This is a genomic window from Flavobacterium sp. (assembly GCF_965284515.1).
Classification (GTDB): Bacteria; Bacteroidota; Bacteroidia; order Flavobacteriales; family Flavobacteriaceae; genus Flavobacterium.
The window spans coordinates 54,223-71,202 of the sequence record NZ_OZ260089.1 but is presented as its reverse complement, the minus strand read 5'-3'; the positions used below and the strand labels follow the sequence as shown (position 1 = coordinate 71,202).

Annotated in this window: 11 protein-coding genes; 8 read left to right on the top strand and 3 right to left on the bottom strand. The window is 31.9% G+C overall.

What is annotated here, in order from left to right:
- Positions 1-93 precede the first annotated feature (93 nt).
- Positions 94-1,335, bottom strand: coding sequence for an ABC transporter permease (locus ACQ65T_RS00260; protein ID WP_430399117.1), 1,242 nt, complete (start codon positions 1,333-1,335; stop codon positions 94-96).
- Positions 1,336-1,483: 148 nt separating this feature from the next.
- Here ACQ65T_RS00260 and ACQ65T_RS00255 point away from each other — a divergent pair, with 148 nt between their 5' ends.
- From ACQ65T_RS00255 to ACQ65T_RS00240, 4 genes are all read left to right on the top strand, one after another.
- Entirely contained in the window at positions 1,484-1,846 is a 363-nt protein-coding gene (locus ACQ65T_RS00255) for a four helix bundle protein (RefSeq protein WP_430399116.1), read from the top strand.
- Positions 1,847-1,917: 71 nt separating this feature from the next.
- Positions 1,918-3,288 carry a histidine--tRNA ligase gene (hisS, locus tag ACQ65T_RS00250; protein ID WP_430399115.1) on the top strand — a complete coding sequence of 457 codons (1,371 nt, stop codon included), beginning with the start codon at positions 1,918-1,920 and terminating at the stop codon, positions 3,286-3,288.
- A gap of 10 nt (positions 3,289-3,298) precedes the next feature.
- Complete coding sequence (locus ACQ65T_RS00245) at positions 3,299-3,667, top strand: hypothetical protein (protein ID WP_430399114.1); 369 nt, start codon at positions 3,299-3,301, stop codon at positions 3,665-3,667.
- Positions 3,668-3,693: 26 nt separating this feature from the next.
- Positions 3,694-4,506, top strand: coding sequence for a hypothetical protein (locus tag ACQ65T_RS00240; protein WP_430399113.1), 813 nt, complete (start codon positions 3,694-3,696; stop codon positions 4,504-4,506).
- Between the two features lie 9 nt (positions 4,507-4,515).
- Here the strand turns inward: ACQ65T_RS00240 and ACQ65T_RS00235 are convergent, their stop codons facing one another.
- Positions 4,516-5,463 (bottom strand): tRNA dihydrouridine synthase, encoded by a 948-nt coding sequence (locus tag ACQ65T_RS00235; RefSeq protein ID WP_430399112.1) that lies wholly within the window; start codon positions 5,461-5,463, stop codon positions 4,516-4,518.
- Positions 5,464-5,505: 42 nt separating this feature from the next.
- Positions 5,506-6,990 carry a hypothetical protein gene (locus tag ACQ65T_RS00230; RefSeq protein ID WP_430399111.1) on the bottom strand — a complete coding sequence of 495 codons (1,485 nt, stop codon included), beginning with the start codon at positions 6,988-6,990 and terminating at the stop codon, positions 5,506-5,508.
- A gap of 112 nt (positions 6,991-7,102) precedes the next feature.
- On the opposite strand from ACQ65T_RS00230, the gene ACQ65T_RS00225 reads away from it, so the two are divergent.
- The 4 genes from ACQ65T_RS00225 to ACQ65T_RS00210 are packed head-to-tail and all read left to right on the top strand — an operon-like array spanning position 7,103 to position 16,954.
- Positions 7,103-10,117, top strand: a complete 3,015-nt coding sequence (locus tag ACQ65T_RS00225; protein ID WP_430399110.1) for a hypothetical protein — start codon at positions 7,103-7,105, stop codon at positions 10,115-10,117.
- Between the two features lie 2 nt (positions 10,118-10,119).
- Positions 10,120-14,139, top strand: a complete 4,020-nt coding sequence (locus ACQ65T_RS00220) for a choice-of-anchor L domain-containing protein (protein WP_430399109.1) — start codon at positions 10,120-10,122, stop codon at positions 14,137-14,139.
- 7 nt (positions 14,140-14,146) lie between these two features.
- Complete coding sequence (locus ACQ65T_RS00215) at positions 14,147-15,067, top strand: PorP/SprF family type IX secretion system membrane protein (RefSeq protein WP_430399108.1); 921 nt, start codon at positions 14,147-14,149, stop codon at positions 15,065-15,067.
- Between the two features lie 18 nt (positions 15,068-15,085).
- Positions 15,086-16,954: an OmpA family protein gene (locus ACQ65T_RS00210; RefSeq protein WP_430399107.1), complete on the top strand. Its 1,869-nt coding sequence runs from the start codon at positions 15,086-15,088 to the stop codon at positions 16,952-16,954.
- The last annotated feature ends 26 nt before the right edge of the window (positions 16,955-16,980 follow it).

Genomic DNA, 16,980 nt, shown 5'->3' with positions numbered 1-16,980 from the left:
TTATGAATTATGAATTATGAATTATGAATTATGAATTATGAATTATAATTTCACTAATCACTAATCACTAATCACTAATCACTAATCACTAATTTATTCATGTCTCAGCGCCTCAACAGGATCTAATTTAGAAGCCTTAATTGCAGGATACAAACCAGAGAATATAGTAACAACAAAAGTGGTAATAAATGCAGCAATCATTGCCATCCAAGGAATGGTAAACGTAAATCCAATTGCAACTGCAATTGCAAATCCAATAGAGATTCCAAGAATAATTCCAACAATACCACCTAACTGACCAATTACTAATGTTTCAGTAAAAAATTGCCAAGCTATTGTAGTTCTTTTTGCACCTAATGATTTTCTAATGCCTATTTCACGTGTTCTTTCGGTAACCGAAACCAACATAATATTCATCAATGCAATTGACGAACCAAAAACTGTAATGATACCAATAACCCAAGCAGTAAGACTTAAAACTTCTGTGTTTGATAGTAATGTTTGAATTAAATCATCACTTCGTTCAATTCCAAAGTTGTTTTTTTCAACCGGATTTAGTTTTCTTACTTGGCGCATCGTAATAATGGCATTGTCTACCGCTTCGTCTAATAAAGCTTCATTATTTGCCATAATATTCAATTCATAATTGATATTTGGTGCCGAAAAAATGGAACGAGCCAATTGATTTGGAATTAAAACACGTAAATCTTGACTGTTTCCAAATGTTGACCCTTTTTCTTTTAAAACACCAATTACTTTAAATTTTGCGCCTCTTATAGAAATGATTTTATCTAAAGGATTTTTGTCTTTAAACAAGCCTTTTTCAAAATCCGAACCTAATACACAAACAAAGTTGTTATTGTCTACATCAAATGAATTGAAATTTCTTCCTTTAGTAACTTCTAATCCCTTATTTGGGCAAAAGTTTTCATCTACACCAAGAATGGTAATTTCTGGATCTGTTTTTTCGCCTTGGTACTTTACTTCAACGCCAGATGCTGCTGTAAAAGATAATGAAGTTGATGTGAAAGGGAAATTGTATTTGTCTTGAAATTCTTTTGCTTCTGGATAACTTATGATAGGGTTAACTTTTTGCTCAACATCATTCTGATTAATTTCTGCTGAAAAATCATATCGACTCATAGAAAAAGTATTTGCTCCCATAGAAGCAAAATCATTCATAATAGTATTTTGTAAAGCCGAAACAACCGTAAGAATTCCAACTAATGCAGTAATTCCTAATGCAATAATAAAAACAGTTAACGATGTTCGTAATGCCTGACTCTTAATTGAGTCAATTGCAATTTTTGTATTTTCTTTAAATAATCCTACCATGGTGTATTAGACTATAGAGTTTGTAATTTGTTACACAAATAAAGTTAGAATTTAGAAATTTGAATTCAGAAAATACGATTTGTAATTTAGAAAGTAATAATTGTTTTTTATAATGCACAATATGTTCGATATTTGCAAAAAGTATTCAATGAAAGAATTTGACTTAAAAAAGCGAACGAAAACATTTACTATTTCAATTTTGAATTTGGTTGATAGTCTACCTTCGAAAAGTTCAACTCGAATAATTGTAAATCAATTAGGTAGATCTGGAAGTTCTGTTGGAGCAAATTATAGAGCATCGTTAAGAGCAAGAAGCGACAATGAATTTTTATCAAAAATGAATATTGTTTTAGAAGAAGCTGATGAATCTTTATTTTGGTTAGAAGTTCTTCAAGATCTAAATTTTGTCGATAATAACACATTGAAAGAACTTTTAAATGAAGCAAATGAATTAACAGCAATTTTCGTTACAACTTTAAAGAATACCAAAACCCGAATCAATACTAAATAAAATATGTTTTAGATTAGAATTCCCAATTTTAGGAAATTCTAAATTCTAAATTCTAAATTCTAAATTTTAACATGGCTCAAAAACCAAGTATACCAAAAGGAACACGTGATTTTTCTCCAGCAGAAGTAGCAAAGCGTAACTATATATTTTCAATCATTAAATCTAATTTTGAAAAATTCGGATTTCAACCTATTGAAACTCCTTCTTTTGAGAATTCAGAAACGTTAATGGGAAAATACGGTGAAGAAGGCGATAGACTTATTTTTAAAATTTTGAATTCTGGAGATTATTTAAGTAAAGCAGATACTACGCATTTAGAGAATAAAGATAGTTTGAAATTAACTTCTCAAATTTCAGAAAAAGCCTTGCGTTACGATTTAACGGTTCCGTTTGCAAGATATGTGGTACAACACCAAAACGAAATTGAATTTCCGTTTAAACGTTACCAAATTCAACCCGTTTGGAGAGCAGATAGACCACAAAAAGGTCGTTTTAGAGAATTTTTTCAGTGTGATGCCGATGTAGTAGGTTCTAATTCGCTTTGGCAAGAAGTGGAATTGGTGCAATTATACGATTCGGTTTTTTCTCAATTAGGATTAAACGGCGTTACCATTAAAATAAACAATAGAAAAATTTTGTCGGGAATTGCTGAGGTTATTGGTGCTTCTGATAAATTAATCGATTTTACCGTTGCTTTAGATAAGTTAGATAAAATTGGCGAAGACGGTGTAAAGAAAGAAATGCTTGAAAAAGGTATTTCAGAAGAAGCGATTGTAAAAGTACAACCGTTATTCAATTTTACAGGTTCGATAAATCAGAAAATCGAAAAATTAGCTGCATTACTTTCAACTTCTGAAGAAGGAATGAAAGGAGTAGAGGAGTTGACTTTTATTTGCGAAAATGTTACCGAATTAGGTTTACAAACTGCCAACTTAGATTTAGATGTTACTTTAGCAAGAGGTTTAAATTATTACACAGGTGCTATTTTTGAAGTAGGTGCGCCAAAAGGTGTTGCTATGGGTTCAATAGGTGGCGGTGGTCGTTACGACGATTTAACTGGAATCTTCGGATTGAAAAACATGAGTGGCGTAGGAATTTCTTTTGGTTTAGACCGAATTGCATTAGTAATCGAAGAATTGAAATTATTTCCTGAAACCGTTACTGCAACATCAAAAGCATTGTTTTTAAACTTTGGTGATGCGGAAGCAAAATATGCAATGAAAGCCATTTCACAATTGCGTAAAAATGGTTTAAAAGTAGAAATGTATCCAGATAATGCTAAAATTGGAAAACAATTTCAACATGCCGATAAACGCGGAATTCCATTTGCAGTTGTAGTAGGGGAAGATGAAATGAAAAACAATTTATTCTCATTGAAAAATTTAGCTACTGGGGAACAACAAAAAGTTGATTTTGCAACTTTAGTCACTTTGATGAAGTAAGAACTTATAATTGAATTTTGACATTGTAATTGATATGAATGTAGACGACGAAGCAAAAAAAGTAATTTGGTCACTTCAAAACAATAAGCGTTCTGAAGAAGAACGAAATGTATTTCAACCAACAGGGAAAAAACCAATTCATAAAGAAATTAAGTATTTTGTAGTTTCGTTTTTTGTTTTGCTTTTACTTTCTTTTTTGCTAACACAATTTTCTACTGAAAACGAAGAAATTTGTATTACGGAAGATTTTTGCTTTTTCACAAAAGACAATGCTGTTTATTATACTTTGTATGTTTTTGGGAACTTACTCATTATAATTATTGGACTTTTTATAGCATATAAAATAGGTAAGAAAATAGGTAATAAACTTCAAGTTTAAATAACAAATATATTATAATCATTCATATGAAAAATAAACTTGCCTTATTCTTAATCACTTTGATGTTTATAAGTTGTAAGGATGAAATCTCGAAAGAGTTACCTGATTATTTAAAAGGTAAGCCTCATTCTTTTGATTATTCAGATAAAAATGGAAACATCATAAAAAAAGAGTATTATACAAGTAAAGGTGTGTTATATACTGTTGTAAATTATAAAGATAATTTTATTAGTAATATTAAAGAATTTAATAATGGGGAATTATTGGCTGAAAGTGAAGTCGATGAAGATCTAAATGCAATTAAAAACATATATAAAAATGGAATTATTGATAGAGTTTCTTATGGGAAAATTACTACTAAAGGCGACTATTCTGGTTGGTGGGAAGTATATGATACACAAAATAAAATTTTAGAAAAAATAGAATTTATAAACTATAAGGGTGTTCCTTATTATAATCAAAATTATTTTTACAAAAATGATGGAACAATCGATTCGTTAAAGAGTACTTTTTTCAATTTAAGTTTTCTTAAAAAGAAAGATAAAGAATATGATTGTAAAGTTGATTTTTTTACAAAAAACAATTTTCCTTACATAGCTTTTTGTTACAGTGAAGAAATTGATTCTGATTTTAGTAATGTAAATGATGTACATTTAGATACATTGTTTGTGAAAAAGAAAAAGGAAGGTAATCAGTTTTCCGTCAAATTTAATGAATATGGTTTAAAAACAATAAGAGGTTATATCATTGCATATTCTAAAAAGAATTTTCTAGATTCAACTTCAACTGATGGTGTTCAAATTATAAAATATTTCGAAAAAGAAATTTTAGTTGAATAGTAACATTTTTTATCTAACTTCTTTAAAAATATCTTCCACCGCAGCAACATAATTTTTAGTATTTCCTGCTTTTTTAATTTTCTTAAACGTCTTTTGAGGATTTGGAAACGACTCCGCAAAATATTCCCAAAAACCAAGCATTTTCATGCGTATTGGCGTTGGTCCAGACAAATAAGCATCGTATTGTTCAAAAATAGTATCGTGAAATTCTTTAAAAATTTCATATCTGTTTTCAGGATATTCAGCTGTATTATCTCTAATCATACTTGGTAAAAAAGGATCAGCAATTAAACCTCTTCCTATCATCCAATGGTCAATAGTTGGAAAACGTTCTTGTAGCTCTCTGTATTTTTCTACAGATGTAATATCTCCATTATAGTATAGTTTTTGTTTAGAAGCATCTAAACAACGCTGAAACGAATCTAAATCCACTCCGCCTTTGTATAATTGCTTACCAATTCGAGCATGAATGGCAACATTCTTAATTGGGTATTTATCTAAAATAGGGAAAACATCTAAAATTTCAGTTGGTTCTTCATAACCCATTCTCATTTTCATCGAAACAATAATATCGGTTTCAGAATGTGCTCTTTCTAAAATGTGTTCTATTTGTGAAGTATTACTAATTAATCCAGAACCCATTCCACACTTTGCAACCATAGGGTAAGGGCAACCTAAATTCCAATTCAATTCTTTATAGCCTAACGATTGTACATATTTGGCAACAAAAACAAATTCATCAGCATCATTTGTAATAATTTGCGGAATTACTTCCAAAGATGTATTGTTTTCAGGTAAAATATCACGTTCATAGGAACCTTTAATTACTAATTTTCCGTTTAAACGAATGTATGGTGAATAGAAAGTATCTATTCCTCCAAAATATTTTTGAAATGCGTTACGAAAGCGAAAATCGGTAAAACCTTGTAAAGGCGAAGATAAAAGTGTGTTGTTCATTATAATTGTTAAGTAAACAAAGATAGTTTTAAAATAATGAATTTAATTGTTTGAAATATTTTTCATTATAAAATAGTGTAATACTTTATCTGAAACTAATTCGTTTTTATTGTTCTTATTTTCAATCTTTTTCAATAGTTTTCCAAACTCATTTTTAGTATTTGTTGAAAGTGGGTTTTGTGAAATTTTTAATATTGTATTTAGTAGGTTTTTTTCAATAAAACTTAACTTATATATTTTTTTGTATTTTTTGTTAAAGTTCTCAAAACAGTATAAAACAAGTTTATGATTTTTAAGTTTAAAATGGATTACAATGTTTAAAATTTCTGATTTGATGTATGTATTAGGTCTTTCGTTTAATTTGAATTCATTTAAAGCTTTGTTAATGAATTTTAAACTTTGAGAATATTCAGTTTGCAGTAAGTTAATTGCAGAAAATTGATAATAAATAGCAATGTAATGATAAGGTTCAATGTTGAATTTATTATGATTTAGTTTTTTAATTAAATCATTCATCTTGATTTTGGCATTTTCAATATCATTGTTGAAAATTAAAAAGTCTAGTTCTGCTTGATTTGTGTGGATAAAAATTCGTTCAATTGATACTTCTTTTTGAAAATCTAAAATGTTTTCAAAGTTTCTTAACTCATTTACTTTGTCGTAAAATGTATTATTGTTGCTTTTTTTATAGATATCAATTATTCTGATAAAAATCGAAATATAATCCAGTGGATTTTCTTTTTTGTAGTAATCATTATTATTTGAAATTTCACTCGCCTGTTCTAAAAATAAAAGCTCTTTTTTAGAGTCTTCGATTACATGGTAATAATTTGCAAAAATTAGTTTGTAAAATATTTGAGTTTGAATTGAGTTGTTTTCAATATTGAAATTTTTAATAGTTTCGTTATCAATAATTTCAATTATTTGAGTATTGATTTTTTTGTTTGAAGTTTTACCAATTGAATTTTTTATTAAATAACTTTTGTAATACAAATCAGTAATTAATCTGTTTTCAACTAATTTGTCAATATATACATCAACTTTTTCATTTACTTCTTTAGCGGCTTGAAGTCCAAATGAATAACCTGAACATTTTTTTTCCCAACTTAATAGCTCAAGTGTCAAAGAAAGATTTTCGTTCTTAGCACATATTTTTTTTGCTTTGTTAATTAGCTTTAAGCATTCGTCATATAAGCCTTTGTAAAATAGAATTTCTATAGACTTTAAATTTTCTTTTACTTTTAAACTAATTGTTTTTTCAGAATGAAAATCGTTTAAAGCTCTTAAAATAAGTTTGTTTAAATAATTTATATCATATGATATGTTTTTTATAGAATATTCGTAATCATTTAGGTGGTCTTTGATTAATTTTTCATCAATTTTTCCATATTTGTTAATTAAATCAAAAATAATAAGGTATTTATTCTGACTTCCAAAATTTATCTTCTGAAAAAAGATTTTAAAATGTCTTTTTTCATTCATTGTCATTGATAATATAAGGTTTAGAGTGTTTTTTTGAATTTCCATAAACTAAAATCTGATTTACAAAAATAGTTTTTTTTTTACATATTTAAAGATACTTAATTAATTACTTTTGATTCGTTGATTGATAAATAGTTAACTAATTATTATGAAATTTATGAAAAGAAAATTACTTTTTTTAAAAACATGCTTATTAATATCATTTCTATTTATAGGAGGTGATTTATTTGCAGTAAATATTTATGTTAATAATGCTCTTACAACCGATGACGTTTATACCACAGCAGCTGGTAATGCTGGTAATAATGGACTTACTCCCGCAACCCCAAAAGCAACTCTTGCACAAGCACTAGCTATTGCAGTTAATGGAGATATTATTTATGTGGATCATGGTAATTATAATGATGTAGGTTTATCAATTAATAAAGAAGTTCAAATAATTGGAGCGGGAGAAGAAATGACTGTTTTTAAAAGGACTTCTGGAGTAAACCGTTGGGGAGTTATATCTGTAAGTAATGTGAAAGTTTCTAAATTAACCATTACAGAATATAATTTAGCAAGTGATGGTATTGCGGTCTCAATAACGTCAGGAACTGGTATTGAATTTAATAGAGTAACAATATATGCAAATGTAGGTAGTGCGGGTCAAGGTGCTGTTTTGGTAACTGGAGCTGCTACAAGTGCTACATTTAGAAACTCAGGTGGTCCCTGTAATAGAGTAGGTGCTGCAAATTATGGCGGTGCTTTTAAAGTTGTAAACGCTACTTTGGTTTTAGATAATTGTAGTATTAATAATAATGTTATTTCTGCATTAAATGGAGGTGGACTATTGGTAACAGGAAGTACTGCTAATGTAACAGTAAATAATTGTACTTTTGATGATAATGAGGCGTCTAGAGGTGGAGCAATATGTGTTGAAGGAGGAACTGTAAATATAACAGGTTCTTGTTTTAATAATAATTTTGTTAGAGGAAGTGTCGGCCCAGAAGGAGGGGGTGCTATTTGTATTTATCCAACGGTAAGTTCTACAATTAATATAGATAATTGTAGTTTTACAGGTAACGATTCAAATGCAAATACAGGATCATCAGATGGAGGAGCTATTTCATTTAGAAATCAAAATGGCGGTATAACAATTACTTCATTAATTTCATCGTGTTCTTTTACTAATAACAGTGCTGTTGATGATGGCGAAGATATTTATTTTGAAAATTCTTTTACTCCTACTTTTAATATAACCTTTAAAAATAATACTTTTTTTAATGTTTATTCTGGTACCCAAGTTAATTTATATAATAGAGATTTACCTACAGGCGAAATTAAATTTGAAGATTTAGGAGGAGCAATTGGAGGTAATGGGGATATTGTAGCAAATGGTGCTGGTGTTTCTATAGATAAACCTGAAATGTTTGGAAATTATACTGAAACTTCTTCAGCCTTACCTAGTACTTTGCCGGTAACACGTTGTATTGACCGTTTTGATGGTGTTTGTGGAACGGCTTCTGCAACAATTACTTGTGTAACAGAAAATAAGTGGGACGGTTCTTCTTGGTCTAAGGGTTCAGCTCCTACAATTTTTCAACACGTTATTTTAAATGCTAATTATAATACTCTTACACATGGCAATATAAACGCTTGTCAAATGACTGTTAAGTCAGGAGTAACATTAGATATTGTAGATGGTGCTAACGGTACATATGTGTATGTAGTAAACTCAATATTTAATAATGGAACCATAAATGTATCTTCTAAAGCAAATTTAGTTCAGGTTAATCATCCTTTGGATTTAAATAACGATCCTATTGCAACACCTAATATAAATTTTACTAAAAACACTGGTAATAAAATTAGATGGGATTATGTATATTGGGGAAAACCAGTAAGTAATTCAGTATTGTCTAATTACAATTCAGCTTTTGATTTAAAATATTATTGGGACCCAGATTTTTGTGTATTTGGGGTTGATAGAAGTTATCTAGGTTGGCAAGCATTAGCATCTGAACCAGCTGTAGGAACTGGTTTTATAACTAGAGTAAAAACATCAGCTGGTTTAACCCCAACAAATATTACACTAAGTTATTCAGGAACATCTAATAATGGTAGTTATACTGCAGGTATTAAATATTATGATGGGAATGATAATGCGTTTAGAAATTTTACATTATTAGGAAACCCATACCCTGGAGCAATAAAATTTGAAGATTTTTACAATGATAATACAGATAAAATTTATGGAACTGTTTATTTGTGGTCAGCGAATACGCCTTATCCTGGTAGTGGAGAGTATCAGCAGGCTGATTATGCTTCGTTTAACTTAACAGGAGGTGTAGGAGTTCCAGGAGCTTCAACGCAAACTCCAAATGGTATTTTACCAAATGGATATATTGCTTCTGCACAAGGTTTTATGATTAGGCCTAAAGTTAATGGAACCGTTACTTTTAATAATAAGCATAGGACAAAAGACATTCCAAGTAACAATCAGTTTTATAGAAGCGTTAATAATATAGAGATTGATAGATATTGGCTGCGTTTATCTGATGAAAATGGAAGGTATAATGAACAGTTAATTGGTTATTTGCCAAATGCAACTAATGGTTTTGATGAGGCTTATGATGGCCCAATCAATTCTTTGTCTACAGTTAAGTTTTACTCTTTATTGGGTAATGAGAAATTGATTATTCAAGGAAAAGCACCTTTTTCAGTTGATGATAAAATTGATATTGATTACAGTCTAATAAACTTATCCAATTCTTTAATTATAAGTCTTTCAAAAAAAGAAGGTTTATTTGAAAACCAAGATATTTATATTCATGATAAAATGCTTGGGTTTTATCAAAACCTTAAAGATGGGGATTACCATTTTACTCATGCTGTTTATCCTAATCGATTTGAAATTATTTATAAGACTAGAAATGTAAATCAAGATATTGAAGATATTGAAACTTCTGTAGTAGCTTCTTTTATTAACAATCAATTGCAAGTTAATACTAGAGAATTCATAAATGAAATTGAATTGTATGATTTAAATGGGAAATTGTTATTTCATGTTACTAAAGATTCTTCATCTATAAAATCATATTTAAAACAAATTACTTTACCGACTAGTGTTTATATCCTAAATGTTAAATGTGTAAATGGCTATACAAAATCTATCAAACTAATAAATAATTAAAAATGAAATTAAAACAATTACTGTTTATTTTTGTGGTTTTCATAAGTTTAACAAAACTTAATGCTCAAATTACAATCGATAATACAACTTATACACCTGCTCAATTGGTTGATGGAGTATTAGTTCCTGCTACTAGTGGAACAACTATCTCAAATGTAGTTTTTGGTGGGGTTTATGGTGTTTCAAGTCGTTATCAAGTAGGATATTTTTCGACGGCGACAACTACTTTAGCTCAAATGGGATTTTCAAATGGAGTAGTTTTGTCTACTGGTAATACGTCGGATATTCCTTTAACACTTGGAGTTGATCCAAGATCTGTTGGTCAAATGTCAAGGAATTATACTTCGTGTACTGCTGGAGAAATTCGTCAAGGAGGTACATGTCCTGCAGGAATTAATGATGTAGATGTTTTGGCAGGTGCTCAAAATTATTTTAATGCATCTATTTTGGAATTTGACTTTGTTCCGGTTGAAAATTCTGTTGTATTCAGGTATATTTTTGGTTCTGAAGAATATAGTGATGACTCTGGAATTATAAATTATCAATGTTCTACCTACAACGATAAATTTGGATTTTTAATCAGCGGCCCTGGTATTTCTGGTGGTTCTGGTTATACTAACGACGCTAGAAATATTGCACGTTTAACAAATGGTTCTGAAGTTTCAATCAACTCTGTAAATTCAGGTGTTGTTGGTTCAAGTGGAGGAGCTCCAAATGCAGCTAATTGTACTGCGGCCAATGGTGCTTGGGTACAAAATACTCCAACGCCAGAATATTTAGGAACTATTGATGGAACTCAATTAAACGGAAATACAAGAATTTTAACAGCTACACAAACCGGATTAACTCCTGGTCAAACATATCATATTAAATTAATTGTAACTGATGTCAATGACGGTGCTTATGATAGTGTCGTTTATTTAGAAGCGGGAAGTTTTACTACCGAATTTACTTGTAATGCAGGTCCAAGTCAACAATTATGTGACGCTACTTCAACAACATTAGCGGCCACTTCACCTGCAACAGGTACGTGGAGTGTTGTTTCCGGTACAGGTACTTTCGTTTCTAATACTGATCCAAATACAGTTGTAAATGGTCTTTCTGCAGGCGCAAATGTATTTAGATGGACTGCATCTGATTTGTCTTGTAACGCCGATGTTACAATTACTGTAAATTCTACACCACCAGTTCCAACAATAACAACTTCGGCAGCTACTTGTTCAGCAGCAGGAAGTTCAACCATCACGAATTACAATGCAGCTAACACATATGTATTTACCCCTGCAGGCCCTACAGTTGGTGCAACAGGATTAATATCAGGTATGACGGTCGGTACGAGTTATACAGTAATCTCAGGAAATGGAAGTTGTAGCTCAGTTGCATCAGCAAGTTTTAGTAATGCTGCTCAATTGACTACACCAGCAGTTCCAACAATTACAACTTCGGCAGCTACTTGTTCAGCAGCAGGAAGTTCAACCATCACGAATTACAATGCGGCTAACACATATGTATTTACTCCTGCAGGCCCTACAGTTGGTGCAACAGGATTAATATCAGGTATGACTGTTGGTACAAGTTATACAGTAACCTCAGGAAATGGAAGTTGCACCTCAGTTGCATCAACAAGTTTTAGTAACGCTGCTCAATTGACTACACCACCAGTTCCAACAATTACAACTTCGGCAGCTACCTGTTCAGCAGCAGGAAGTTCAACCATCACGAATTACAATGCAGCTAACACATATGTATTTACCCCTGCAGGCCCTACAGTTGGTGCAACAGGATTAATCTCAGGTATGACTGTTGGTACAAGTTATACAGTAATCTCAGGAAATGGAAGTTGTACCTCAGTTGCATCAACAAGTTTTAGTAATGCTGCTCAATTGACTACACCACCAGTTCCAACAATAACAACTTCGGCAGCTACTTGTTCAGCAGCAGGAAGTTCAACCATCACGAATTACAATGCTGCTAACACATATGTATTTACTCCTGCAGGCCCTACAGTTGGCGCAACAGGATCAATCTCAGGTATGACTGTTGGTACAAGTTATACAGTAACCTCAGGAAATGGAAGTTGCACCTCAGTTGCATCAGCAAGTTTTAGTAATGCTGCTCAATTGACTACACCACCAGTTCCAACAATTACAACTTCGGCAGCTACCTGTTCAGCAGCAGGAAGTTCAACCATCACGAATTACAATGCAACTAACACATATGTATTTACTCCTGCAGGCCCTACAGTTGGTGCAACAGGATTAATCTCAGGTATGACTGTTGGTACAAGTTATACAGTAACCTCAGGAAATGGAAGTTGTACCTCAGTTGCATCAACAAGTTTTAGTAATGCTGCTCAATTGACAACACCACCAGTTCCAACAATTACAACTTCGGCAGCTACTTGTTCAGCAGCAGGAAGTTCAACCATCACGAATTACAATGCGGCTAACACATATGTATTTACCCCTGCAGGCCCTACAGTTGGTGCAACAGGATTAATCTCAGGTATGACTGTTGGTACAAGTTATACAGTAACCTCAGGAAATGGAAGTTGTACCTCAGTTGCATCAGCAAGTTTTAGTAATGCTGCTCAATTGACAACACCACCAGTTCCAACAATAACAACTTCGGCAGCTACCTGTTCAGCAGCAGGAAGTTCAACCATCACGAATTACAATGCAGCTAACACATATGTATTTACCCCTGCAGGCCCTACAGTTGGTGCAACAGGATTAATCTCAGGTATGACTGTTGGTACAAGTTATACAGTAACCTCAGGAAATGGAAGTTGTACCTCAGTTGCATCAACAAGTTTTAGTAACGCTGCTCAATTGACTACACCACCAGTTCCAACAATTACAACTTCGGCAGCTACCTGTTCAGCAGCAGGAAGTTCAACCATCACGAATTACAATGCGGCTAACACATATGTATTTACTCCTGCAGGCCCTACAGTTGGTGCAACAGGATTAATATCAGGTATGACTGTTGGTACGAGTTATACAGTAACCTCAGGAAATGGAAGTTGTACCTCAGTTGCATCAACAAGTTTTAGTAATGCTGCTCAATTGACAACACCACCAGTTCCAACAATTACAACTTCGGCAGCTACTTGTTCAGCAGCAGGAAGTTCAACCATCACGAATTACAATGCGGCTAACACATATGTATTTACCCCTGCAGGCCCTACAGTTGGTGCAACAGGATTAATCTCAGGTATGACTGTTGGTACAAGTTATACAGTAACCTCAGGAAATGGAAGTTGTACCTCAGTTGCATCAACAAGTTTTAGTAATGCTGCTCAATTGACAACACCACCAGTTCCAACAATTACAACTTCGGCAGCTACTTGTTCAGCAGCAGGAAGTTCAAGCATCACGAATTACAATGCGGCTAACACATATGTATTTACCCCTTCAGGTCCTACAGTTGGTGCAACAGGATTAATCTCAGGTATGACTGTTGGTACAAGTTATACAGTAACCTCAGAAAATGGAAGTTGTACCTCAGTTGCATCAGCAAGTTTCAGCATTGATGAACAATTAGTTTCGCCTTTAGTAACGATAACACACGGTTGTAATGGAATAGATTATCAGTTAATTGCTTCGGAAACATTGAATGCAAGTTATCAGTGGTTTAATAGTAATGGCGATTTAATTGGCTCTAATTCTATGATTGTTGTAGCTACTCCTGATACTTATGAGGTTCAAGTTTCTTTAAATGGATGTATTACAAATGATTTCGTAACTATTAATTATACATTTTGTTCAATTCCTAAAGGTGTTTCTCCAAATGGAGATGGATTAAATGACAGCTGGGACTTATCAAATTTTGATATTGATAAAGTTGAAATATTTAATCGTTATGGGACAGAAGTTTATTCAAAACGTGATTATACAAATGAATGGAATGGAAGATCGAATAATGGTAATGAATTACCAACAGCAACTTATTATTACGTTATATTCTTTAAAAACAACACAACTAAAACAGGTTGGGTTTATTTAAACAGAGAAAATTAAAATTAAGATGAATAAATTTTATTTAGTTTCGATATTAATGTTAGGCTTTATCATAGAAGGCTTTTCACAACAAGATCCTCATTATACTCAGTACATGTATAATATGAGTGTTATGAACCCTGCTTATGCGGGAAGTAAGGAGAACCTTTCTATGGGTTTATTATACAGGAAGCAGTGGGTTGAGATAGAGGATGCGCCTACTACAGCTACATTTTTCGGGCATACACGTGCTGGAAAGAATGTTGGATTGGGTTTATCTGTTATATCTGACAAGATTGGTCCAGTTGAGGAGAATAACATTTATGGTGATTTTTCATACACATTAAACTTAGGTGAAGAGCATAGATTAGCTTTTGGATTAAAAGCGGGTGTTACTTTGCATAAAGTAGGTTTGTTTAGTGATGTCTATAATACATTGCCAGATGCAAATGACCCTGCCTTTTCTGAGAATACGAGTAATGCGTATTTGAATATTGGGTCAGGTTTGTTTTATTATACCAATAAATACTATTTAGGTTTTTCTGTACCTAATATTATCAAGTCAAAACATTTAGATTTTAATGGTAGGGAGTTTGGTTCAGAATATTCTCATTATTTCTTCACTGGAGGATATGTCTTTGATGTTAATGAGTCTATCAAGTTCAAACCATTTTTCATGTTGAAATCAGCCTTTAGCGCACCTACATCATTAGATTTATCAACTAACTTTTTGTTCAATGATAAATTTGAAGTTGGCGCAACGTATCGATTAGATGATAGTTTTGGTGCTATGGTAAATTATGCCATTACTCCTGATATTAAGATTGGTTATGCTTATGATCATATTGTTTCAGATTTAAAAGTAGCTACACCGTCATCACACGAGATTATATTGTTATTTGATTTGAAATTCTCTAAAAAAGTATCAAGTTCACCAAGATATTTCTAATAATAAAGCGACAAAAACATGAAGAAATTATATATCACCTTAAGTTTTGTAATCGCTAGTGGAATACTAAGTGCACAAAACAAAAACACAAAGACAGCTGATAAGTTATTTGATAGATATGAATATACTGAAGCTGCAACAGAATATTTAAAATTAGTAGAAAAGGAGCAGGCCGATAATTATGTTTATAAGCAATTAGCAGATAGTTACTATAATGTTTTCAACACAAAAGAAGCTATAAAATGGTTTGCTAAATTGGTTGAGGAGAAACAAGATGCAGAGACCTATTTTCAGTATGCTCAAATGCTAAAAGCAGAAGGCAATTATACTGAGGCTAATAATCAAATGAAGACATTTGCTTCAATGAAGCCAAACGATAGTAGAGCTAAAGCATTTACCGGCAATCCAAATTATGTTTCAGATATAAATGCTCAATTTAAATTATTTGGCGCAACCAAATCTGATATTAGTAGTGATAAAGCAGACTTTGGAGTTTTTTTAACCAATGATAATACACTTTACTTTGCAAGTGCAAGAAACACATCAAGAAAAGAGTATGGTTTAAACGAAGAGCCTTACTTGGACTTGTACAAAGCAACGTATAATTCAAATAAAACCATAAGTGAAGCTACTACAGTAGATAACTTAAACACAAAATGGCACGATGGTCCGGCTACGATTACTTCAGACGGATCAACTATGTATTTTGCAAGTGAGAGTTTCAACGAGAGTAAAGGTTTTGAAAAAGACAAAGAGAAGCAATTAAAGTTTGGTAAAATTTATCTTTACAAAGCAATAAAAGAAGGCGATACTTGGTCAAACAAAAAGGCATTACCTTTTAATGATAAAACATACTCGGTAAGAAATCCAAGTATTAGTAAAGATGGTAAAACATTGTATTTTTCATCAAATATGCCTGGAGGTTTAGGTGGAGAAGACATTTGGAAAGTAAGCGTTAATGGAGATTCTTACGGAACACCTGAGAATTTAGGTTCACGAGTAAATACAGAAGGGAATGATAGTTTTCCATTCGTTACAGATGATAATGTATTATATTTTTCATCAGATGCAAGAGCAGGTTTAGGAGGTTTAGATGTGTTTAAAGTTAATTTAAACGACAACTCAAGTGCAATGAATATTGGATTACCCGTAAACTCAGAGAAAGATGATTTTGCTTTTAGTTACAATACACAACACAAAATAGGATTCTTTTCAAGTAATAGAGATGGTGTAGATAACATTTACATTGCAGATCCAATCTGTGGAGTAGAAGCAACTATAACAGTTAAAGATGCTAAAACAGGTAAAGTACTTCAAGGAGCTACTGTTGCAATGATTGATGATAAATTAGAATTAGCAGGTAAATCAGAGACTTCAGAAAATGGAGAAAGCGTATTTAAAGTCAATTGCGAAATGGAATATGCAGTTCAAGCTTCAAGATTAGGATATGAGAATGGAGTAGGAACAATGGAAAAATCTGAAGGAGGTAAAGCGACAGTTGTAATAAACTTAGAGCCACTTAAACCAATTATAACAGAAACAGAAGTTATTTTACAACCGATATTCTTTGAATTCAATAAGAGTAACATTACTGCAGAAGGAGCAGCTGAGTTAGATAAATTAGTTGAAGTGATGAATGAGCATCCAGAGATGGTAATTTTTGCTAAATCTCACACAGATAATAGAGGTGGAGATAAATACAACTTGAATTTATCAGATAGAAGAGCAAAGTCTACTGTTCAATATGTAATTTCTAAAGGAATTGCAAAAGAAAGAATAACAGGTCAAGGATTTGGAGAGACTGAACCAAAAGTAGATTGTAAAAAATGTACTGAAGAAGAACATGCTCAAAACAGAAGAAGTGAATTCTTAATCGTGAAAAAATAAAAGTTAAAAATAATTTTGTTAGATTT